We start from the raw sequence: 21,553 nt of genomic DNA, 5'->3' as shown, positions 1-21,553 counted from the left end.
GAGTTAGTGTTTTGATAAAACATATTTCGCAACTTCTTTTACAACATCCAGTATCTTTTTTGTAGTAATATATGAAATTGCATCGTTGTGGTAGTCAATTGTTACATATTCTTCGGTTATTTTCGCATTTTTTTTCGCTAACTGAAGTGCGATTAGGTGTTCAACACTGTATCCATCGCCAAAATACGAATTTTTTAAAAATTCAGATTTTATAATTCTAAATCCGCACTGTATGTCTCTAAATATGTGGAAATTTCCCGAGAACACTGAAACGGTTATCGACATTATAACACTTGCAAGAAAGTTTGAAAACTGCCTGTGGAATGGAATATGTTTGTATTTTCTAATTCCAAAAACGGCATCTGCATTTTCAGATTTCATTTTTTCGTACATCGGTATAATATCCGATGGTTTGTGTTGGTAATCGCCATCAAGATACACAATGGCATCGTAATTTAGATTTACTGCATAATTTGTGCCATCTTCAAGTGCTTTTGATTTTCCTTCGTTTTTTTCTTTGAAAATTGGAAATATTTTGTTTTTAAATTCGTTCTTTTCCAAAAATTCATTAATTATCGTTTTTGTTTTATCGGTACTTCCATCGTCTACGACAACAACATCAATGTTTATGTCGCTCAAGTCCTTTAAAACAGAGATAATATTTTTTTCTTCGTTATATGCCGGAATGACCGCAACCATCATCATTATCACATTAAAAAAGTAAAGAAATGTAAATTATTCTTTTGCGTATGCAATAACTGCACCGAGTAATATACCTAAGATTAACCCTCCAAGTATATAGTATATACCTCCTGGGCCAATTAATCCATTTTTGGTTTCTGTTACTATTTCTGTTGAAGTTGTATTTTTATCAGTAATTTCGGATTTATTTAAATCTTTATCTTCTAAACTAATTACTGTTGTATTTTCTGAAGTATTTGAAATTTCCTCTTTAGTATCATTTTCCGTTTCTAAAATTTCCACAGGTTCATAATTTTCAGGAGTAACTACCTTTTCAACAATCCTGACGCCTGCATCTGGAACTACTGAAAGTTCAAAGAATTCAACAGACCCGATCAAAGTTCCATTTTGGAAGTATCTTTTTAAAAGCTTAATTTTGTAATTTCCAATCTCTGTAGCCGTTCCTTTAAACATTTTAAATACGGATTCATTTGCACTGATTTCACTTACATTATACTCGTATTCTTCAAAGATAATATTATCGTCTGCATCGATTGATAAACTAAGATTTTCAATGTTTTCCGGTGCAGTCCAGTCAAATACGAGGTAAACGCTGTCATTTACCATAACTGCGTCAGGGGCAAGTTCAGCTGCATTAATTGCTGGGATAAGTAGTAAACTTAAAAAAAATAAGTAGTGTATTTTTTTCATAAGTTTCACCTTATCTCAGTTTAATATTTTTTAGCCTTTCATTCAATTTGTTAACTTCATCGCTAGTTAGCCTTGTAGATTGTTTAATGCCTTCAAGTTCGCCTTTGAGAACAACGAGTTTCATGAACAAAAATATGTTTAAAACAATGCTTATTAGGACTAATACTGTAAGTACGCCCGGATCCAGATTCATTTTTTCTTACCCCCAAATATTCCTTTAAAGAATTTTTTAACAAACGAGTCTTTTGTTTTTTCTTTAGGAATGTATTGTTTGCCGACTAATTTTGCACCAAGTTCCATAATTGATTGCGCAGCTGGAGAGTCGCTATGTTTAAGAACAATAGGAACGCCAAAAGCGGAACTTCTCCTAACGTTTGTGTCTTCAGGAACAATTCCGACAATAGGTATTTCTAAAATGGTTTCAATGGACCTTGAACTTAATTCAGAGCTGTCTTCAGTCACCCTGTTAATAATTGCACCGAGTACATTGGTTTCTACCCTGTTTGCAATAGATACAACTTTTAAAGCATCAGATATTGATGATATTTCAGGGTTTACAACAACTAATAAATGTTCTGCGGCTGAAATTGCAGTAAGTGCTTCTTTACCTATTCCTGCAGGACAGTCAATAAGCAGAACTTCGCTTTGTTCATCGAGTTTGCTCAGAACTTCAAGAAGTCTTTCAGGTCGTGCTTTTTTAAAGCTGTCAAGCGAAACTCCTGCCGGAACTACTTTTACCCCCGCAGGTCCTTCGTATATTGCACTTTTAATGTCCGCATTCCCCGATAAGACATCATTTAATGTTATTGGTTTTCCCTCAATCCCCATGATAAGTTCCAGATTTGCCATTGCAATATCTGCATCGATTACAGTTACATCTTTACCAAATTGGGATAGTGCAACCGCCAAGTTAGCACAGGTTGTTGTTTTTCCAGTGCCCCCCTTACCAGAGGCTACTGCAATTGTTATAGCCATGTTCTCACAACCTTTTGATATTTTAATTACAGTTATATATCTTAGAAGAATATGAACGAAATAGTATATAACTTTTTTATGTTTTTCCGAGGATTATATTATTTAACGAATTTAATATCGACATATATCTATTTTCAATTCGTTCAACAAGTTTGAGATCATATCTGTGTGTTTTTAAAATGATAATATCATTTAAATCCAAATCTTCTTTTAAATTATAATCTGGAATAATTTTAATTGTACTGCCATTTTTATGTTCAAATCCCAAATCATCAAGTATTTTTTTTACAAATTTTGAATCAGAGTCGATGTTATATTCAAAATTTTTTACAAATTCAGAATTATCGTTTTTTATTTTAAAATCGAGTTTTTTCAAATGTTCAATTGAATTGTTTATAAACTCAATATTTCCAATATTTTCATTTTTTAACTTTTCAAGACTTTCAATCAGGTCTAAAAACGTAGCAGAGTTTATTTCTATTATTTTGGAATTTGGGTTTAATTTATGGACTTTATCGAGATATCCTTTCGAAATAAGAAGATATTCGCAGTTACAGTAGGACTTATAAGGATTTACAATTTTAAAATCCGTAATCCCTGAAAGCTCTACGATTTCAGAATACATTTTAGAAACGCCTATCATCAAAACACCTTAAAAAATTATAAAAGAATCTTTTCAAGTTTGGATACTGAATTTACAATATCTTCAGTTCTAACGCCAATTGCAGCGTTCATTACAATATAGTCATGAGTATATGTTCCCAAGTAACAGTTTCCAAAATGATCTGTTTTTTTAATTCCTCTTGGGCCCGTTACTCTTAAATTGTAGAGTTTTGCGGCAATTTCAACGGGATCTGAATTTACAGAAATGCAGGATGCAATCGGGCTTTCAACATCTAAAAATTTTCCGCCAGTTTTTTTAGATAAGTCATTTAAAAGTTCATCAAGCAATTTTTTGCTGTTTTTCTGGTTTTTTACCAGTTCGAGATAGTTTTTAGATCCTATGGATAAAAGTGACACTAATGTATTCACCACAGGTGTTGCACTCGCCCTTCCAGGGTATGAAAGTGATATTTCTTTTATAAATTCCGCATCTGTTGAATATACCAATCCGCCACCAATTGGAGTTAATAAATTTTTGTCACTTGAACTTACAACGGCATCTACTCTGTATTTAAACGCTTTTTTTAACTTTTCAAGATAGTAATTGTTTTGAATTGCATAAGCTCCATTAATAATATGTGGAATATCATAATTCTCACAAATTTTTGCAATTTCTACAATATCATCGCTGTTTCTTGGCGGAAAAAACGTCAAAGTGCTCAAAACACAAGGGCGGTTCCCAAGTTCAATTTCTTTTTTTATCGCATTTTCAATATCTTCAACTGGAACGTATACACGGTCGCAATCTAAAACTGTTTCAACAAGCCTCATATTCATTCCGACAAATGACACAGCTTTTATTGGGCTTTTGTGGGATGCATAAGGGTAAATTACAATGTTTGATCCGTATTTTTTCCTTGCAGCGCTTAAACATAATGATATGGACATTCCTGTTGATATTGGCGTTGCAATTGCGTGAACATTTAGCCCCAATTGTTTAAAAAAGCTCTCAAGTATCTTGTTTGTAAGGGCGTACATGATACTAGCCCCGGATGCTTTTGGTTGAGGGTCAACTAAATTTCCACTTCTTCCAATCCCGTGGCAAAATCCTGATGAAAGTTCTTCATGAATTTTAGAGTATGTTCTTGCTTCCCTTTCCCCTATTCTCACAGATTTTGGGTCTTTATCTGTATCCATCATCGATAGAAATTTTAAAAAAAGCTTTATTTTTTCGTCATCAATTCCGTTTTCAGGAATTTTCCGATGGTTGAATACGTCTTCAATTTCTTTTAAATATTCGTTAAGTACTAATTCTCCCCTTTTTTCCATATTTTTTGGAATTAACCCTTCAATATTAAAATCGAGCATTATATCACGTTGATAAAATTAAAATATCCAGTATCTTCAATAAAATCCTTTTAAAGTTATTTAATTGCGATTATTTATAATCTTTTTTATCGGGTTTTACGTAGTATTAAATACCCGAATGATTAAATAGTTTCAGATTGATTAGAAGTTAAGAGTACATTTTTCATGGATTTATAAATTTTTAGGTGATTTTATGTTATTCATTGCCTTTGCACCGTTTGGAGCATTTGCACTTGAAGCGAACTCGAAAAACGACGGATATTCATTAGACGACATCAAATATTACAAAATATTTGAAAACGAGGATATCCCAAAAATAATGTATGCGCTGAGACAGGGCGATTTTGAAATAATCGCTGAATTGAAAAACGAATGGGAAATTGAAGAAGAAGATGTTAGTTTTGAGTATACTACTTCTAAAAATCCACTTGGAGAACTTATTCGAGATAATTTATATGAATTAGGCCAAAAATACGAAGTTTTTGAAGATGAATCCGATTTTGTTTCGAAAATGAACGTTTGGGCAACTGCTTTCACAAAATCGATGATGAAAAAATCATCAGAACAGAAAGATAAATTGATAGTTCAAACCGTAAATGCCCTCGATAACCTTGATGAAACTCTAAACTTGTTTTCAGAAAGACTTAGAGAATGGTATTCACTATACTTTCCTGAAATGGACAATATTGTTAAGAAACACGATATTTATGTGAGTTTAGTTTCCGAATACGGGGACAGGGAAGAATATACTCGAACAAAACTTAAAAAAACGATGCCTTCAAACGTTGCAAGAACAATTTCGCTTGCTGCAAAAGAATCAATGGGTGCAGATGTATCCGAATTTGATTTAAAAATCATGAAAAACCTTGCAGATGAAATAAAGAGCATGTATGAATACAGGGAAAGCTTGCAAGAATATTTGGAAACTTCAATGAATGAAATTGCTCCAAATTTAACGAAAGTTGCAGGTGCATCACTTGGTGCAAGATTGATAAGCCTTGCAGGTGGAATTGAAAGACTTTTAAGACTTCCTGCATCAACAATTCAGGTTATCGGTGCAGAAAAAGCATTATTTGCACACTTAAGAGAAAGAGCATTACCTCCAAAACACGGGGTTATATTCCAGCACCCGCTTATACAGGGAAGTCCTTGGTGGATACACGGAAAAATTGCAAGAGCAATTTCTTGTAAAATTTCAATTGCGATAAGGGCAGATGCTTTTGGAAATGATATTTCTGACATGTTAATTGAAGACATGAATAAAAAAGTAGCCCAAATAAAAGAAAAATTCCCTGAACCAACGAGAAAAAGAAGACCAAGACCTGATACGAGAAGTTTTGGCAATAAAGGCGGCCAAGATAGGGATAGAAGGTCACAAGGTGACAGAAAACCACAGGGTAAACGGGGCGACTCTAAAAAAGGTGGAAAGCCGTTTGGTAAAAAACCTGCTGGAAAAGACGACAGACGAGATAACAGGAAAGGCGATAGGAAACCATTTGGTGGAAAACCAAAAAATAGCGGAAATCAGCCTCCAAAGGAAAAATCTGGCGAAAAAAGAAGAGATTCGACAAAAAAAGTTAAAGCTGAGCGAAAAGTAATCGGAAAAACTTCCTCACAGAATTAAGCCATATGGTGAGTTAAATGGAAAAAATTAGGGTAAAAGAAATTTTTGATAACGTATATTCAGTAGATTTTGGAGACGGACTTAAAAGAATTGCTACAAAATCATTAGTTCCTGGAAAAAGAGTTTACGGGGAAAAATTAGTATATTCTGACAGTATAGAGTATAGAATATGGAATCCAAACAAGAGTAAACTTGGAGCTGCAATCATAAACGGCTTGAAAAAGTTGCCTATCAAAAAAGGAGAGAAAGTTCTCTACCTTGGAGCATCTGCTGGAACTACTCCTTCACACGTTGCAGATATTGCAGAAAATTCCCTCGTTTATGCTCTTGAGTTTGCACCAAGAATCATGAGAGAATTTATTGATTCATGCAATGAAAGGAAAAATTTAATTCCTGTTTTAGGGGATGCAAACAGGCCTCAGGATTATTCAAATATCGTTGAAAAAGTGGATGTCATTTTTGAAGATGTTGCACAGCCAAACCAGGCAGAAATTCTTGTAAAAAATGCAAAATGGTTTTTAAAAGAAAATGGATATGCAATGATATCTATAAAAGCAAGAAGTGTCGATGTTACAAAAAATCCAAGAGAAATATTTGCTGAACAAAAGAAAATATTGATTGAAGGCGGATTTGAAATTGTTGATGAAGTAAACATCGAACCTTTCGAAAAAGACCACATGATGATGGTTGGAATCTGGAAAGGAAACTAAAATCATATAATATTTTCTTACTTTTAAATAAACTTAAAATATTTCTTTTTTTATAAAATATATATTGATCGAAATTGTTGCGTATTTTTAACTTTATATATGCCTCATAATATATTTTTATATGGCTTAAGAAGTTTAGTAGATAGGGCGGTGGCACATGAAAACAATCGTTTTAGATTTTGACGGACTTTTGGATGACTCTTATGAAATTTTAGATAATAAAACTCCATTAGAATATGCAAAAACTCCAAATTTTGATAAATTGGTTCAAAAAGGTTCTTGCGGGTTGTTATCACCTTATAAAAAAGGAGTTCCAACGTATTCAGTAATGGATCTATTTTTAATGCTCGGATATTCTCGGGATGAATTTCCAGGAATAAGTGTTTTAAGGGCACTTGGGGAAGATCTGGAACTTAGTGATAATGCAGTTTACATTGAATGCACTTTTGTTTCAACGATAGAAGACAACTATGGCCACAGGGTCGTAGATAGGGCATCTTGCGATTTAACAGATAAAGAACTGAACCAGTTAATGTCACTTATCCCAACGAATTTTGAGGGTTATGAATTTAATTTGAAAACTTGTGCTGATTACGGCTGTGTTTTGTCAATGACTGATAAAAACGGTTGGATATCTGATAAAATTTCTGATTCTGATCCTTATTATCCTGGAAGGCATGTAAATAAAATATCGCCTGTTTATGAATTATGTGACTCTCCAGGGGAGTGTAAGCGTGCTAAAAGTACTGCCGAGGCGTTAAACAAGTTTTTATTAAGGTGCCATAAAATTTTGGAGAACCACGAGATCAATATTAAAAGAAAAAGGAAGGGTAAATATCCAATAAATTTTTTAATAACTCGATTTCCTGGTAAAAACATTGATATTTCTACATTTTATGAGAAATACGGTTTAAAAGCACTATCGATTTCGAATTGTAGGCTTGCGAAAGGATTTTCCAGATTTGTAAAAGTAGACTATTTACTTACAAAAGATTTATCTGAGTCAGTAAATTCTTCGATAAAGTATCTTGATAACTACGATTTAATGTATGTGAAATGCTGTAGGATTTCTGAAGGTCAGATAAAGGATCCTGTGGAAAAGGCCGCCGTAATAGAAGAAATGGATGCATGTCTCGATAAACTTACTGATTTAGAAGATGTACTTTTAGTAATCACTTCAAAAAAGCTTTCTAAAATGATGGGCGCGTTTGTAAATTCGGGAAATGAGTATTCACTGATAGTGTCTGGAAAAAATGTTAGAAAAGATGATATATCGGAATTTACTGAAAAAAATTGTTATATCGGGCCATTGAGATTAGAACACGATGAAATATTGAATTTAATATTAAATTACATGGATAAAGCATTATTATATGGTTTAAGGCCTGGAGGTTACCTGTTGGACTATATTCCTAATGATGAGGATATAGAACACTTAAAATAAATATTTATACATTTTTTAGATAATTTACTATTTCAACTATTTTTTCAAATTTTAACGGGTAATTTATTTCTGGACGCTTTATAATTATTGGTTTTGCACCGGCCAAAGTCGCACCAGAAACTTTCTCATAGAGTCCTCCGCTTTTACCACTGTCTTTTGTAATAATTACATCACAGTTATAATCAATTATTAGTTCTTTATTTAAATTTTCTGAAAATACGCCTTGCATTGCAACAATGTTTTTTGAAGGAAGTATTTTAAGAGCTTCTGGAACGGAAGTTGGAAGTATCCTCACAATCAGCTTTTCAATTGGAATAATTTCAGAAACATTTTTTAAATTTTTAATTCCAGACATGTAAAATATATTTTTTTTAGAAATTTTTAAAGCTAATTTAGCAGCTTCTTCATAATTTTCAACGTAAAAAGCGTTTTTAAATTTTTCAGAGGGCCTTTCGTACCGGATATATGGAATATTTAATTCTTTTGATATTTTTATGCCGGTTTCACTTGCATGCGTGGCAAATGGATGTGTTGCGTCAATAAAAACATCTATTTTTTTATCGAGTAGTGTTTTTTTTAAATTATCATAAGTCATTTTTTCTGAAATTACCAAATCTGCAAAATTTTCTGCAATTTTTCCACCGAAGTCTGTTGTGGTGGTTAAAATTAAAAAAGAGTCTTTAAAATTTCTTTTAATTTCTTTTGAAATATTGTTTGCGTCACTAGTTCCGCCACGAATCCATATGTTCATTTTTTCACGATTTTCAAAATAATAAATAATATGGTTATGGTGATGTTTCAGTATATGGTAACAGCTCTATAGTCCCCGAAGTCGTATTTGCTATAACTTCAAAAACTTTATTATTGGCTTTTGTAACAATTATTGTTACATCATTTGCTTTAATATTTAAATATGCCTGATTTGACGTTTCAGGACTATCCCCGTGGGTCAAACTGTAGCTTATGGGATTATTTTCAACATCATTTGCAATTATTTCAAATTTTTTAATATCATTAAAATCAAGTTCATAAGAATTCCATGACATTGCTGTGGGGATATTCGATCTGAAGATTATATCTGATGCATACCCTTCATGGGGTAATAAAACGAGATTGTCTTCTGTAACACTTTCCCCTGGATCACTGGTGTTTGCCAGACCTTTAAATGTCCCATCTGAATAATACCAAAGATATGTATCGTTTCCAGTATCGTTTATTTGAAGCCATGCGTTCTCTAAATTTGTTGAAGGGCTTATTTTCACGTCAGAAAAATTTAATGAGTAATATATCGGGGGCTCATATATTGATATAGCAAATACTTGATATGTGCCTTCCCTAACGTCTGATAATATGTCCCCTTCAAATGTAAATTTTGTCATGTGAAATGATACCAAAATACCTGCAAGAAGTACTGCCATCATTAAAAGTATTAATTCTATTGAAATCTGGCCTTTTGAAAATTTTGCCATATATAACCACCCCAATTCGACAAAATAAAAATATTATGTATAAAAATTAGGATTTTTCAGAATAAATACTTAATTAAAAAAAGAAATTTTGAATTAGTAATAATTATTGAAGTTGGATCCAATATATGTTAGTTTTATTGCACCATCCGGAGCAGTAATGGTTATAGTATATTGGGGGTTTTTGAAAATCCATCCAAATAATCCCTTTTCATGTGTTTTTGTAATTTCATATGTCATAGGGGTATCAGGGTCTACTGATTCTATTATGAAAGCTTTATTGTTGTATGTGGTTCCATTTATTGTAATGCCCGTATTTCCAATTGCCTTGACTTGAATGAATGTTGCGTATCCTGCTGTTGCATGGATATTTGAACGAGTTAGTGAGGTTACACCATTATATTTTATTAAAAATTCAACAGGGTGTCCATTTCCAGGGTTTATTCTAATGTTTTGAATTTCATTGACCCCGCCTGCAGGAGTTTCTTCCTCTTCTTCTGGCTCAGTTTCTTCCTCTTCTTCTGGAATCACAGACGCTCCTGATTCAACGGCACTGCTCGAAAAAGCTCCAAGCGTAAGTTTTTTGAGTTCTTGGACTTCGCCCGCATTGTTGGTATCTTTTGTCATGTGGGCAGCAAGTACTGTTCCAGAAAGTAATACTGCAAGAACTAGTATTACCATTTCAATTGAAAGCTGTCCTCGTTTAGAGTTTAATAACATAACTATCGCCTAACAATATTTAATCGGTAGTTAAAAATAATTAATAAAATTAAGTTAATAATATATACTCTTTAAATTTATAAATACCTTTTGCTGACACTATAAACTTTTAATTACAACTTACATTTGTATTTTATATTTTTTTGCAGCATTTTTCGGATTTTCATTTTCGTAGATTGCTCTTCCAATAATCACGTAGTCATTTTCGTTCAAAACGTTCAAAACGTCGCTTAAATTTCCGCCTTGAGCACCAACTCCTGGAGATATCACAAAAGCATCTTTTGCAATTGATTTAATTTCTTTTAATCGTTCAGGCCGTGTTGATGGTGCAACTATTCCATCAACTTTTAATCTGTCAGCCATTTTTGCCATATCCTCAGCTACGTTTTGTAAGTATTCTGTAGCTCCAGGATGAGACATTTCTGTTACCATTATTACTTTTTTATTTTTAGCTCTCGCAACGTTTAAAATTGCAGAAACACTGTCTGATCCAACAAAACCCTGACATATTATTCCGTCAGCATGATTTAGTGTTATTTCTGCAATTTTTTCATTTGTTGAAGGAATGTCTGCAACTTTAAAATCGCAGATTACTTCTTTGTTGGTAGATTCCTTTATTTTGTCGATTATATTTAATCCTGTAGCTAAAACTAACGGGTATCCTATTTTTATAGAATCAACGTACTCTGAAGTTTCTTTAGCAATCAAAACTGCTTTTTTTTCATCCATTACATCAAGTGCAAGCATTAATTTTACCAAACTCTCACCATACATAATTAAGTATATAAATGATTAATACTTCATTACTATAAAAAGATTTAAAAATAAACGAATAACCTTCGTTTTACGTTTTTCTTTTGATTTCTTAAAACTATCGATTAACTAATTTTTTAAAATTATCAAAAAAAGGTGAAAACTATGCGAGGACAACAAACACCCCCACAACAACCAACAAGAGTTAGGACTCCGCGAGAAAATGAAAATGAAGTTCTGGGAGTAATCGAACAAATGCTTGGTGCAAGCAGAGTTAGAGTAAGATGTATGGATGGAAAACTTAGAATGGGCAGAATTCCTGGAAAGTTAAAAAGAAAAATCTGGGTAAGGGAAGACGATGTTGTAATTGTTACCCCTTGGGAAGTTCAATCTGATGAGAAGTGCGACGTAATTTGGAGATACACAAAAGGACAGGTTGACTGGTTAAATAGAAAAGGATACTTAGACTTCATGCGATAGGGATATTAATGAAAGATGTCCTTAAAATGGATTTAGATAAAAAAGAAAAACAGCTTGATAGGGAGTTTCAAAAAAAGATAGTTGAACGAAAAAAGAAGTTTTTGGAAGAATTAAAAACTGAAAATGAAGTTTTTGATCAACGTACTCTCTTAAATATTTATAATTTACTTGTTGCAAAACACATTGACGAAATTTCAGGAGTTGTTAATTCCGGAAAAGAAGCAGTGGTATTTTCTGCGAATAAAGAGGATGAACTCTACGCATTAAAGGTTTACCGTGTTTCAACTTGTGATTTTAAAACAATGTGGAAATATATTCAGGGTGATCCTCGATTCCACCTTAGAAGAAGCAGTACTCGACAGATAATAACTGCATGGGTGGAAAAAGAATTTAGAAACCTTTTAAGGGCAGGAGATTATATAAACACGCCAGAACCACTATTAAAGCGAGAAAATATTCTTTTAATGGATATGGTTCATGAAGATGGAGTTCCAGCTCCAAGATTGAAAGATACTGAAGTCGATTATTCCGAATTTTATGAAATGATAAAAGAAGATATGAAGGTATTGTATCAGGATGCCCAGTTAGTTCACGGGGATCTTTCTGAATATAATATCTTAGTACACGAAGAAGAGCCAGTATATATTGACTTTTCACAAGGGGTTGTTAAAGAACATCCTCTTTCAAAAACACTCCTAATTAGGGATGTTAAAAACGTATGTAATTTCTTTAAAAGAAAAGGGATTGATACTGACTACAGGGAGTTCTACAAGTTTGTTTCTGGAGAAGAACTTGCATTAATTGATGAAGAAATGGCAAAAACATATTAATAAAATTTCTACAAAATCTTTTTTTAAGTATAACTTATATAATATTTAACGAAATTTAACTGCGTAATTGGTGAGATTTTATGTACGAGAATGTGGAAGTAGTGAAGATTCCAAAAGAGAGAACAGGTATCCTTATTGGAACTCACGGAGAAGTTAGAAAAAAGCTTGAAAGTGATCTTGGAGTTGAATTAGAGATTGATTCGGAAGGAGAAGTTAATATTTATTCAACGGACGAACAAAAAGACCCGCTAGCACTTTGGAAAGCGAGAGATATTGTAAAAGCTATTGGAAGGGGATTTAATCCTGAAAAAGCTTTAAAGCTGGTTTCTGATGAATATGCCTTCGAAGTAATTGATATTTCAGAATATGGAAATTCTGATAAAGCTCTCCAACGATTAAAAGGAAGGATTATTGGAAGTAGTGGAAAATCCAGAAGATATATTGAAGAATTAACTTCAACACACATTTCAGTTTACGGAAAAACTGTTTCAATTATCGGAGAAATCGAAACTGCAAAAATTGCAAAAGATGCAATAGAGATGCTTTTAAGGGGTACTTCGCACTCAAAAATGTACAAATTTTTAGAAAGACACAGACAGGATGTTAAAAGAAGTGAACTTAGACTCTGGAAATAAATTTATCTTTTTTTTAAATTTTAAAAATAGTAAAATTATATTAATGGAAAAATTATTCTTTTTTGGATCTCATTTCTTTTATTCTTTTGATCATGAGTCCACTATCTTCTTTGGAAATTTCTTTCCTCAAACTCGGGCTTGTAATTTCTTCTTCGACAGGTTTTGTATCAAGAAGTTTTACAATTGGCGATTTTGAGTTCATGTCAAATTTTCTGCCGTTAAATCTTTTTCCGATAACATATACTTCTGCACTTTCATCTCTCGAAGCTCTTGGTTTTGTTGTGAATGCTTTATCAAAGTATTCTGAAACGAGTTGAACATATTTTTCAAACAAATCGCCCTGAAATACTTTTACAACAAAATTTCCGCCTTTTTTCAGCATTTTGGTTGCAGTCATGAGTGCCATTGTTGTAAGTTCAAGGGATCTTACGTGATCCACATCCCAGACACCACTGATGTTTGGGGAAGCATCGCAGATTATAACATCGGGTTTTTCTGGTAAAAGGTCTCGGGCTTGTTTTAATATTTCTTCTTTTGTCATATCGCCTTTAATTGCAATGACGTTGTCATGTGGGAGCGGTTTTACAGTTTGTAAATCAATTCCAACGATAAATCCATTATCTCCAACAATATCTCTTGCAGCTTGGAGCCATCCTCCTGGAGCACACCCTAAATCTACAACAACGTTTCTTTCTTTTATCAAATTGAATTTTTCATTCAACTGGAATAATTTATACGTTGCTCGTGATCTGTAATTTCTTCTTTTTGCTAAATTATAGTAATGGTCGTTTTTCCTTTGAAGAACCCATCTTTTGTCCTTTTTTCCCATAATTATCTCCTTATATTAAAATTTAAATATCGTCGTAATGTGTTAGTTCTGAATAGTCAATTGATTTGTGGAGGGTCTTCATTTCCACAGGGATGTTATTTTTGCGTATATTTGCAAATGGGTTTGTTCCACCAATTGTGGTGATTCCAAACATACATTTTTCAACACGAACACCGCAGATATCGTTATTTGGCCTTCCTATTTCGATTATCGAATTCCAACCGAGTTTTTCGTTAAGTTCTATTAATTTTTCAGATGCAGACATTGGAACTTTCCGAATACCTGCTAAAATGTAGTTTTTACCATCAGCTTTATTGAAAAATACCTCATGAGGGTCAAGCGAAGTCCCTTCGTAGTCAATTGCTTCAATAAACCGTTTTTTATCTGCTTTTACTTCTAAAATTCCACCATAGTATGGAATTACTGGAATTTTGTTTTTCAAAAATACTCCATCAACAGTTAATGAACATATTGTGTATGCATTTAAGAATTTATCGTCGCATTCTACTTTCAATCGATCTGAAATTGCGAGTTTATTTTCATAACTGTCTTTTAATGCATTTATTGCTTCTTCCTTGTATTCAATAGGAATTTTTGCAGTGTTTACAACAACGTTGCCTTTTTTATCTTCAATATCATAATTTATGGTCTGCATTTTTGAAAGCATTTTGGATAAAACTGGAGTTACTTTAAATTTTCCTTTCTTTTTCTTTGCTTCAAGGAATCCTTTTGTTTTTTTCTCCATTGATGAAATATCTTTAAGCTGTGTGGCAGCACTTATGTCTGCAGTATATCCTGATTCGTGAGGGATACAAAGTGGCGTTAATCCACCAACCAACACTACTCCAATCTGTTCAGGGTTTAAATTCATTCCAAGTACGTTTTCAGTTCCATATGCTAAAACAGAATTTAGCATGTCTTTTTTAAGGATAGTTTCAAACTGTTTTTCACTTGATTTTGGAATTACTCGGAAGTTTGCAGGAACGAGTCCTTCTCCGTTTTCAATTACTCCTATTACATCAGTTTTTCCCTGCATGATAAATGCAACTAATGGGTCAATTGAAGAACTTTTAAAATCAATTACTCCTTCAAAATTCACTGGCTCGTAATCTTCAAATTTAACGATTCCACCGTATTCAGGGGTTGGAATTATTCCGTTTTTTAATAAAAAGTTATCAAACGTAATGCTACAAAGGGTTTCTACAGATACTGTATTTCCTTTTTTCTTGATATTTAGGTAATCTCCTACAGAATAACCTGCTTCAAATGATCGTAATACCATTTCTTTTATTGTTTTATACTCTCCTTCGAATTTAGCAGTATTTATAAGAACTTTTGAAGGAAAATCTGACAGATAAAGTTTTTCAATAACTTGCGAGAATACTGAACCAATTCTAAATGAAATGTTCGCTTTTTCAAGTTCTTCAATTCCTTTTTCAGTAATTTCTCTTCCAGAATAACCTAATTTTTTTGTAAGACTGTTTTCATCAAGTACTTTTAAGTGATACCTAACAGCCCTTTCTCCAATATCATAACCCCTGTCTTTTAGTGAATCTGCAATTATTTTTGCACCAACTGGGGCAGATGCTTCAGATAAAATGGATAAAATTTCAACATCAATATTACTGTCCATAATGCCACACCTATTAACCTAAAAACTTAAAAAAAGTTATTTTTTAAGATTCCTATATCCTGAAGAGATCAATGCAGCACCAACTGCACCGATATATTGAGAATATTTTGGAACTATTATTTTTTTACCGAGTATTTCTTCAAGTGCAAGAACCATTCCTTTCAGAAGACTGCTTCCGCCAACCAAAATTAAAGGATCTCTTACATCAACTTCTTGGAGTTGCTGTTCGTAAATTTGTTCTGCAACAGAGTGGGCGGCCGCAGCTGCAACATCATTTGGCGTAGCACCACCTGCAAGACCCGTTACTAAATCTTGAATCCCAAATACAATACAGTAGCTGTTCATCATGACGTTTCGCCAGTCTCCGGTTGCCGCAATATCACCAAGTTCCTGAATGGATACTCCAAGTCTTCTTGCAGTAATTTCAAAGAATCTACCGCTTGCACCGGCACAGATTCCTCCCATTGTAAAACCATCAGGAATTGCATTATTCAGTGAAATTGCTTTGTTATCCATTCCACCAATATCTATTACAGTAGCTTCTCCTTTCTGAGCACCTGCTAAGAATGCAGCACCTTTTGAATTAACAGTTAATTCTTCCTGTACTAAATCAGCTTTGTAGTGGTCCCCAAGGGTGTGTCTACCATAACCTGTAGTTCCAATTGTTTCAATATCTTCCATCTTAAGTCCAGATTCTTTTAAAGCCGCATCAAGTGCTTCCTGTGCAGATTCGATAACATCTTTAGTATAAACCCAGCCTGTTCCAACAACCTCGTTATTTTTCATGATAACTGCTTTTGTTGTAGTTGAACCACTGTCAAGCCCTAAACTTATGCCATCCTGCTTTTTCCTTGCAAGAAGTGCTTTTTTATCCACAATTGTAACTAAAGCTTCCATTCTCGTAAGTAATTCTGAAGCTTTTGTTCTTTCGGTAAATGAATACATAACAACAGGTAAATCCGTGTTTTGTTGTATTAATCTTCTAACTTCGTTTCTTACAAGGGCCCCTTCAGCACATCTAAAGCAGGTTGAAATAAAGACTGCTTCTGCATCAGTATTTCCTTCAATAATGGACATTGCTCTTGCAAACATTAATTTTAAGTTAGCAGACGCGACTTCAAATCCCAAATAGTCGTTAACTTTATCGATATATTCTAAATCGACTTCAGGATATATAAGTTCTCCACCAACTTCCTTCGCAGCTTTTTCAATTTCAGCCTGAACACCGCTGTATTCGGCTCCACAGGTAAGTTCTGCTATTTTAACAGCCACAATTATCACCAGATTAGAATCCAAATCTTAAAGAATAAAATGAATCGGTAAACTTAAATTTTGTATGTTATTATTCTGTTTTCAAATATTTATAATAGTGCTTAAATTTTTATAAAACTCTTGTAAACTTAAGTTTTAAAGTAATTTTAAATCTTTCGTAACTTTTGAAATTTTTTCTTCTTTTTCAGGGCCAATTCCAACAGCAGTAAGACTTCCAGGTTCAATCTGCGTCCTTCCTGCATCTCTTATTAAACTGCACGGAAGTCCTTCGATATTGACGTTTTTAAATATCTCTAAAAGTTCCTTTTCAGAATTTACTTTTAACACAACTTTCTTCTGCCCTTCATTCATCCAGCCACTAACCGCAGATGAACTTATTTTTTGAGCATGTAAAAAAGCTTGAAGTGATGCATGACAGGCTTGAGCCGCCATTTTCCCCTTTCCCATTTTTAGATCATTTCGAATAACAATAGCCTGTTCATACATTTTCTCGCCAACCAAAAATATTTTAAATAAGAATCTCTTTTTATATGAAGTAATATATCTAATAGTTAATTGCTATTTTAACATTTGGGATTATTATTGAAAATTATCGATTTTTACAGATTATAAAGTTTAATTTATGGTGGAAACATGTTTGAAATAAAAGCTCGTGATGCAATGGGTAGACTTGGTGTAATCACGATAAACGGAAAAAAAATTGAAACTCCAACAATTATGCCTGTAATTCACCCAAATCCTAAAAAACAGACAGTTTCAATGGATTTAATAAATAAAATGGCAGATGTTGTAATTACAAATTCGTATATAACTTACACGACCCCTGAACTTAGAGAAATTGCGGAAACAAAAGGAATTCACGAATTAATCGACTTTAAAAATGTTGTTGTAACGGATAGCGGTTCATTTCAGTTGAGCGTTTATGGGGATGTAAATGTCGGCCCGATGGAAATAATCGATTTTCAGGAAAAAATCGGAGTAGATGTTGGAACAATACTTGATATTCCAACTGCCCCGGATGTTTCAAGAGAAAAAGCTGAAAGTGATCTAATTGAAACATTTAAAAGAGCAGAAGATTCAATTAAAAGAAGAAGTGAAATGGGCTATAAACTTGCACTGAATGGAACAATTCAGGGTTCAAAATACCTCGATTTAAGGCAGAAAAGTGCTGAAGTTATGGGTAAAATGGACTTTGATATCTACCCAATTGGTGCAGTAGTTCCTTTAATGGAAGATTATCGATACAGGGAAGTTGCAGAAGTTATTTTAAATTCAAAAATGCATCTTCCAACAAACAAGCCTGTTCATCTTTTTGGATGCGGACACCCGATGTTATTTGCACTTTCAGTTGCACTTGGATGTGATTTATTTGATAGTGCCGCATATGCCCTTTACGCTAAAAATGGAAGATATTTAACAGCAGACGGAACTCTCCACCTCAAAGACATGAAAGATTTGAAAAGTTTCCCTTGCACCTGTAAAGTATGCAGTGAATACACTCCAAAACAGCTCTACAACTTAAATGAAAAGGAAAAAACGAGATTACTTGCAGAACACAATTTATACGTTACTTTTGAAGAAATTGATAGAATTAAAAATGCAATAAAAGAAGGAAACCTCTGGGAACTCGTTGAAGAAAGGTGCAGAAGCCACCCTAAACTTTTGAACGGTTTGAGAGTTATTTCAAAATATATGGATTTCATCGAAAAACATGATCCTGTCTCTAAAAAGTCCGGATTTTTCTACACGGGATATGAAAGTATGAATAGGCCTGAAATTTACAGGCACAAACAAAGGCTTGAAAGAATTCAGTACGATAAAATCTACGTAACAAGCGTTTCAGAACATACTTCAAAACCCTACCATGAAAATTTAGACAATGTACCTTGCGATGTTGATGTACTCATAAAAGACAGCGTATTTGGGTTAGTTCCACTAAATATTGATACAATGTATCCATTAGCTCAAAATGAAGTTCCAGATTTGTATGATTTTGAAAAAAAATATAATAATGAATTTATAAGCGAATTTAAGGAAAAACACGCTGAAAAAATACTCGATATAAGTACATACAACTACTACATAAATCACTACGGCAAGAAAAAAGAGTGCGACAAAGTTAATCCCGATATTTTTAGAATTGGAAAAATGCTTGAATACCAGTATGGTGCTAAAATACTCGACGATGAATTAATGGGAAAAGTAAAATCAAGAAGAAGTAAAAATACTGGCAGAATTAGAAATCTTTTACTTGAAAAAGAGGTTTTGTTTACATTACGGGCAAATGACAACTTCTTGATTCCTGCAAAATCAGGTGCTGAACTTTTACATGAAAAACTCGAGTTTCCAAAATATAGAATAATAATCGACAGCAGTGTCGAAGAATTTGCAAGGGCTGGAAAATCCGTTTATTCTAAATTCGTTAAAGACTGTGATCCAGAATTAAGGCCATTTGAAGAAGTTTTGATTGTAAATTCTGATGACGAATTATTGGCATACGGTACAACAATACTAAATGGTCGAGAATTGATGGAATTTGATTATGGCGTTGCAGCAACCCTTCGTGGAGGATTAAAGAAATAAGTTTATTAACTTAAACTTTAAATAAAATATTGTTTATTTTGGACGTGATTTTTTTGTTAAAAGTATTGTATAGTGGTTCGGTTACGTATCTTGATGAGAAAAATAACGTATTTGTAGCCCCCAGCTCATCTTGTACGTATATAGAAACCTCGGAAAATAAAATAATTGTGGATACTTCTTCAAAAGATAAAAAAAAGATTATAATTTCAAATTTGAATAAATTAGATGTTAAATTAAAAGAAATAGACTATATTATAAGTTCACACAACCACAATAACCACAATGGAAATAACGGGCTTTTTAGAAATGCTGAAATTGTTAAATATTCTGATGGATCCATAAATGATTTTAAAGATCCAGAAGTAGAAATCATGTGGACTCCGGGGCACACATTTGACAGTATTTCTGTAATTCATGGGGATTATGTTGTTGCACCTGCCGCAGTTCACCTTAAAAAAAATATTTTACAAAATTATGATATTCCCATTGCAATAGACCTTGAAATTTCAAAAAAATCAATCCAAAGAATAGTAGCTTTGAAAAAACACGTTATAACTGGACACGATGGAATTTTATATGTTTCAGAATATCTTTAATTTATTCCCAACGTTTGACGGTTTCATAAACTGGACCGTCCTTAGTTAATGTACTTTTCATAAGTGAAACTGAATTTATTTCTATTTTTCCAAAATTAATATGTTTATTTTTTTCAATTAATTTTTTTAAGGTTTCTTTTGAATCATTTTCGATAAATTTAACTCTTCCAAGTGTGATGTGCGGATCGTAACTTTTTTCTTTTTTAAAACCCAATTTAAAGAGTTTTTCATCAATATTTTTAAAAGTTTCTTCAAGATGTGTCGTTCCAATCCATATTACACGGATATATTCTTCATTTGGAAACGTTCCAACTCCTTTTATTTCAGAAATAACTTTTTTAATTTTTAAATCTGAATTAACTATTTCTTCAAGTTTTTTATCATCAATATCCCCTAAAAACTTCACAGTTATGTGTAAATTCTCATTTTCAACTGTTTTTATGCCTTTTAAATCAAACTGCTTTTTAAAAGTTTCTAAATTTTCTTTTAAGTCAGTTTTTAATTCAATAGCAAGGAAACATCTCATAAAATCACCTATTCGTCAAGGAGTACCGGGATTTTATCTTTAATGAAATAAACTTTTTTACATTTTTTACAGCATAATTTATTGCCTAAAAGCTTTAAATTTCCTTTACAGATTGGACATTCCAATAATTCAGTCAATTCTTCAAGCCATTTCATAAATTACACCTAAAACCAAATCATTTATTATTTATACCCTTTTAATTATATGTATTTTTCATTTAAAATGGGAGGATAATATGGATAGGTTTGTAAAATTTTTGGTAGTTATAATGGTGTTATTTTCTGGCTGTATTTCTACAAATGACAGTTCTGTTTCAGAATTCAGGTCAGAACAGGTTTCAGATGTTTTATATCAGGTATCCACGATAAACGCGTTGATGGAAAGCATTTATGATGGATTTGTACCTGTAAATGAACTTGTAACCCACGGGGATTTTGGAATAGGTACTTTTGATAAACTCGATGGTGAAATGGTTGTTTTGGATGGAATATGCTACCAGGTTAAATCAGATGGTGTAGCATACAAGGTTGAAAATGTAACAACTCCTTTTGCAACAGTTACTTCATTTGAAAACGATGAAACGTATTTTTTAAATGATATGAATATTTCAGAATTTGAATCATATTTTGAATCGAAATTCCCTTCAAAAAATATGGTTTATGCAGTAAAATTAACTGGGACTTTCTCAAAAATGAAAACAAGAAGTGTTCCAGCACAAGAAAAACCCTATAAAAAACTGGTAGATGCTGTAAAAAATCAGTCAGTATTTGAATTTGAAAACGTTTCTGGAACTGTTGTCGGATTCTGGGTTCCTGAATTCATGTCTGGTTTAAACGTTCCGTTATACCACTTACACTTCATAACTGATGATAAATTGGCAGGAGGACACATTCTTGATTTTGAAATCGAGTCTGTTGAAGCTTCATTTGATACGACACCAGAATTTTATATGGTTCTCCCAACTTCTGGAGAATTTTACAGTATGGAATTTTCAGATAATCTTGAAAATGACTTAAAAGCTGTAGAAAAACAATAAATCTTTTTTTAAACTTTTTTTTATTAAATCCATGCAAAAATATATCACTTCTCAAAATCATAAAATCAAACATGGATT

The 21,553-nt window shown here is 32.8% G+C and carries 25 protein-coding genes; 9 read left to right on the top strand and 16 right to left on the bottom strand.

Annotated features, from left to right (window positions below; translation table 11 throughout):
* Positions 1–3 precede the first annotated feature (3 nt).
* From MMJJ_RS01960 to spcS, 6 genes are all read right to left on the bottom strand, one after another.
* Entirely contained in the window at positions 4–699 is a 696-nt protein-coding gene (locus MMJJ_RS01960; RefSeq protein WP_104838573.1) for a glycosyltransferase family 2 protein, read from the bottom strand.
* Between the two features lie 36 nt (positions 700–735).
* The gene (locus MMJJ_RS01955; RefSeq protein ID WP_104837439.1) at positions 736–1,392 is read right to left on the bottom strand and encodes a hypothetical protein; all 657 of its coding nucleotides are present in this window, start codon (positions 1,390–1,392) and stop codon (positions 736–738) included.
* 10 nt (positions 1,393–1,402) lie between these two features.
* Entirely contained in the window at positions 1,403–1,585 is a 183-nt protein-coding gene (locus MMJJ_RS01950) for a hypothetical protein (protein ID WP_104837438.1), read from the bottom strand.
* A complete protein-coding gene (gene minD, locus MMJJ_RS01945; RefSeq protein WP_011170537.1) occupies positions 1,582–2,367 on the bottom strand; it encodes a cell division ATPase MinD in 786 nt (261 codons plus the stop codon). The genes MMJJ_RS01950 and minD overlap by 4 nt, the downstream gene beginning before the upstream one ends.
* Before the next feature lie 76 nt (positions 2,368–2,443).
* Positions 2,444–3,010, bottom strand: coding sequence for a hypothetical protein (locus tag MMJJ_RS01940; protein ID WP_104837437.1), 567 nt, complete (start codon positions 3,008–3,010; stop codon positions 2,444–2,446).
* A gap of 17 nt (positions 3,011–3,027) precedes the next feature.
* Positions 3,028–4,338 carry an O-phosphoseryl-tRNA(Sec) selenium transferase gene (spcS, locus tag MMJJ_RS01935; RefSeq protein ID WP_104837436.1) on the bottom strand — a complete coding sequence of 437 codons (1,311 nt, stop codon included), beginning with the start codon at positions 4,336–4,338 and terminating at the stop codon, positions 3,028–3,030.
* A gap of 193 nt (positions 4,339–4,531) precedes the next feature.
* Between spcS and MMJJ_RS01930 the strand changes: the two genes are divergently transcribed.
* From MMJJ_RS01930 to MMJJ_RS01920, 3 genes are all read left to right on the top strand, one after another.
* Positions 4,532–5,962: a Pre-mRNA processing ribonucleoprotein gene (locus MMJJ_RS01930; RefSeq protein ID WP_104837435.1), complete on the top strand. Its 1,431-nt coding sequence runs from the start codon at positions 4,532–4,534 to the stop codon at positions 5,960–5,962.
* A 17-nt stretch (positions 5,963–5,979) separates the two neighbouring features.
* Complete coding sequence (locus tag MMJJ_RS01925; RefSeq protein ID WP_013999053.1) at positions 5,980–6,672, top strand: fibrillarin-like rRNA/tRNA 2'-O-methyltransferase; 693 nt, start codon at positions 5,980–5,982, stop codon at positions 6,670–6,672.
* Positions 6,673–6,829: 157 nt separating this feature from the next.
* A complete protein-coding gene (locus tag MMJJ_RS01920) occupies positions 6,830–8,116 on the top strand; it encodes an alkaline phosphatase family protein (protein ID WP_104837434.1) in 1,287 nt (428 codons plus the stop codon).
* A gap of 4 nt (positions 8,117–8,120) precedes the next feature.
* Here the strand turns inward: MMJJ_RS01920 and cobK are convergent, their stop codons facing one another.
* From cobK to pyrF, 4 genes are all read right to left on the bottom strand, one after another.
* Positions 8,121–8,867, bottom strand: a complete 747-nt coding sequence (gene cobK, locus MMJJ_RS01915) for a precorrin-6A reductase (protein ID WP_104837433.1) — start codon at positions 8,865–8,867, stop codon at positions 8,121–8,123.
* Positions 8,868–8,901: 34 nt separating this feature from the next.
* Complete coding sequence (locus MMJJ_RS01910; protein ID WP_104837432.1) at positions 8,902–9,585, bottom strand: class III signal peptide-containing protein; 684 nt, start codon at positions 9,583–9,585, stop codon at positions 8,902–8,904.
* Between the two features lie 93 nt (positions 9,586–9,678).
* Entirely contained in the window at positions 9,679–10,302 is a 624-nt protein-coding gene (locus tag MMJJ_RS09420; RefSeq protein WP_244901545.1) for a class III signal peptide-containing protein, read from the bottom strand.
* Positions 10,303–10,422: 120 nt separating this feature from the next.
* Entirely contained in the window at positions 10,423–11,076 is a 654-nt protein-coding gene (gene pyrF / locus MMJJ_RS01900) for an orotidine-5'-phosphate decarboxylase (protein WP_181505062.1), read from the bottom strand.
* 144 nt (positions 11,077–11,220) lie between these two features.
* Between pyrF and eif1A the strand changes: the two genes are divergently transcribed.
* From eif1A to MMJJ_RS01885, 3 genes are all read left to right on the top strand, one after another.
* Positions 11,221–11,535, top strand: a complete 315-nt coding sequence (gene eif1A, locus MMJJ_RS01895) for a translation initiation factor eIF-1A (protein WP_011170547.1) — start codon at positions 11,221–11,223, stop codon at positions 11,533–11,535.
* An 8-nt stretch (positions 11,536–11,543) separates the two neighbouring features.
* Entirely contained in the window at positions 11,544–12,365 is an 822-nt protein-coding gene (locus tag MMJJ_RS01890) for a serine protein kinase RIO (protein WP_104837430.1), read from the top strand.
* Between the two features lie 80 nt (positions 12,366–12,445).
* Complete coding sequence (locus MMJJ_RS01885) at positions 12,446–13,000, top strand: KH domain-containing protein (RefSeq protein ID WP_104837429.1); 555 nt, start codon at positions 12,446–12,448, stop codon at positions 12,998–13,000.
* Between the two features lie 52 nt (positions 13,001–13,052).
* Here the strand turns inward: MMJJ_RS01885 and MMJJ_RS01880 are convergent, their stop codons facing one another.
* The 4 genes from MMJJ_RS01880 to pth2 form a co-directional block, all read right to left on the bottom strand.
* Positions 13,053–13,829 (bottom strand): RlmE family RNA methyltransferase, encoded by a 777-nt coding sequence (locus MMJJ_RS01880; protein ID WP_104837428.1) that lies wholly within the window; start codon positions 13,827–13,829, stop codon positions 13,053–13,055.
* Between the two features lie 22 nt (positions 13,830–13,851).
* Complete coding sequence (gene nrpR, locus MMJJ_RS01875) at positions 13,852–15,462, bottom strand: global nitrogen regulator NrpR (RefSeq protein WP_104837427.1); 1,611 nt, start codon at positions 15,460–15,462, stop codon at positions 13,852–13,854.
* 36 nt (positions 15,463–15,498) lie between these two features.
* Entirely contained in the window at positions 15,499–16,734 is a 1,236-nt protein-coding gene (locus MMJJ_RS01870; protein WP_104837426.1) for a methanogenesis marker 15 protein, read from the bottom strand.
* A 135-nt stretch (positions 16,735–16,869) separates the two neighbouring features.
* Entirely contained in the window at positions 16,870–17,220 is a 351-nt protein-coding gene (pth2, locus tag MMJJ_RS01865; protein WP_012193083.1) for a peptidyl-tRNA hydrolase Pth2, read from the bottom strand.
* A gap of 147 nt (positions 17,221–17,367) precedes the next feature.
* Between pth2 and tgtA the strand changes: the two genes are divergently transcribed.
* A complete protein-coding gene (gene tgtA / locus MMJJ_RS01860) occupies positions 17,368–19,317 on the top strand; it encodes a tRNA guanosine(15) transglycosylase TgtA (protein ID WP_104837425.1) in 1,950 nt (649 codons plus the stop codon).
* A gap of 44 nt (positions 19,318–19,361) precedes the next feature.
* Entirely contained in the window at positions 19,362–19,913 is a 552-nt protein-coding gene (locus MMJJ_RS01855; protein WP_374057622.1) for an MBL fold metallo-hydrolase, read from the top strand.
* A gap of 1 nt (position 19,914) precedes the next feature.
* Here MMJJ_RS01855 and thpR read toward each other — a convergent pair whose 3' ends face one another.
* Positions 19,915–20,439, bottom strand: a complete 525-nt coding sequence (gene thpR, locus MMJJ_RS01850; protein WP_104837423.1) for an RNA 2',3'-cyclic phosphodiesterase — start codon at positions 20,437–20,439, stop codon at positions 19,915–19,917.
* An 8-nt stretch (positions 20,440–20,447) separates the two neighbouring features.
* Positions 20,448–20,594, bottom strand: coding sequence for a Trm112 family protein (locus MMJJ_RS09265; RefSeq protein ID WP_158658956.1), 147 nt, complete (start codon positions 20,592–20,594; stop codon positions 20,448–20,450).
* Positions 20,595–20,674: 80 nt separating this feature from the next.
* Here MMJJ_RS09265 and budA point away from each other — a divergent pair, with 80 nt between their 5' ends.
* The gene (gene budA, locus MMJJ_RS01845; protein WP_104837422.1) at positions 20,675–21,475 is read left to right on the top strand and encodes an acetolactate decarboxylase; all 801 of its coding nucleotides are present in this window, start codon (positions 20,675–20,677) and stop codon (positions 21,473–21,475) included.
* Positions 21,476–21,553: the final 78 nt, after the last annotated feature.

This window comes from Methanococcus maripaludis, from assembly GCF_002945325.1.
Taxonomy (GTDB): domain Archaea; phylum AGJL01; class Methanococci; order Methanococcales; family Methanococcaceae; genus Methanococcus; species Methanococcus maripaludis.
The sequence above is the reverse complement of the archived record's forward strand: the minus strand, read 5'-3'. Positions and strand labels throughout refer to the sequence as shown.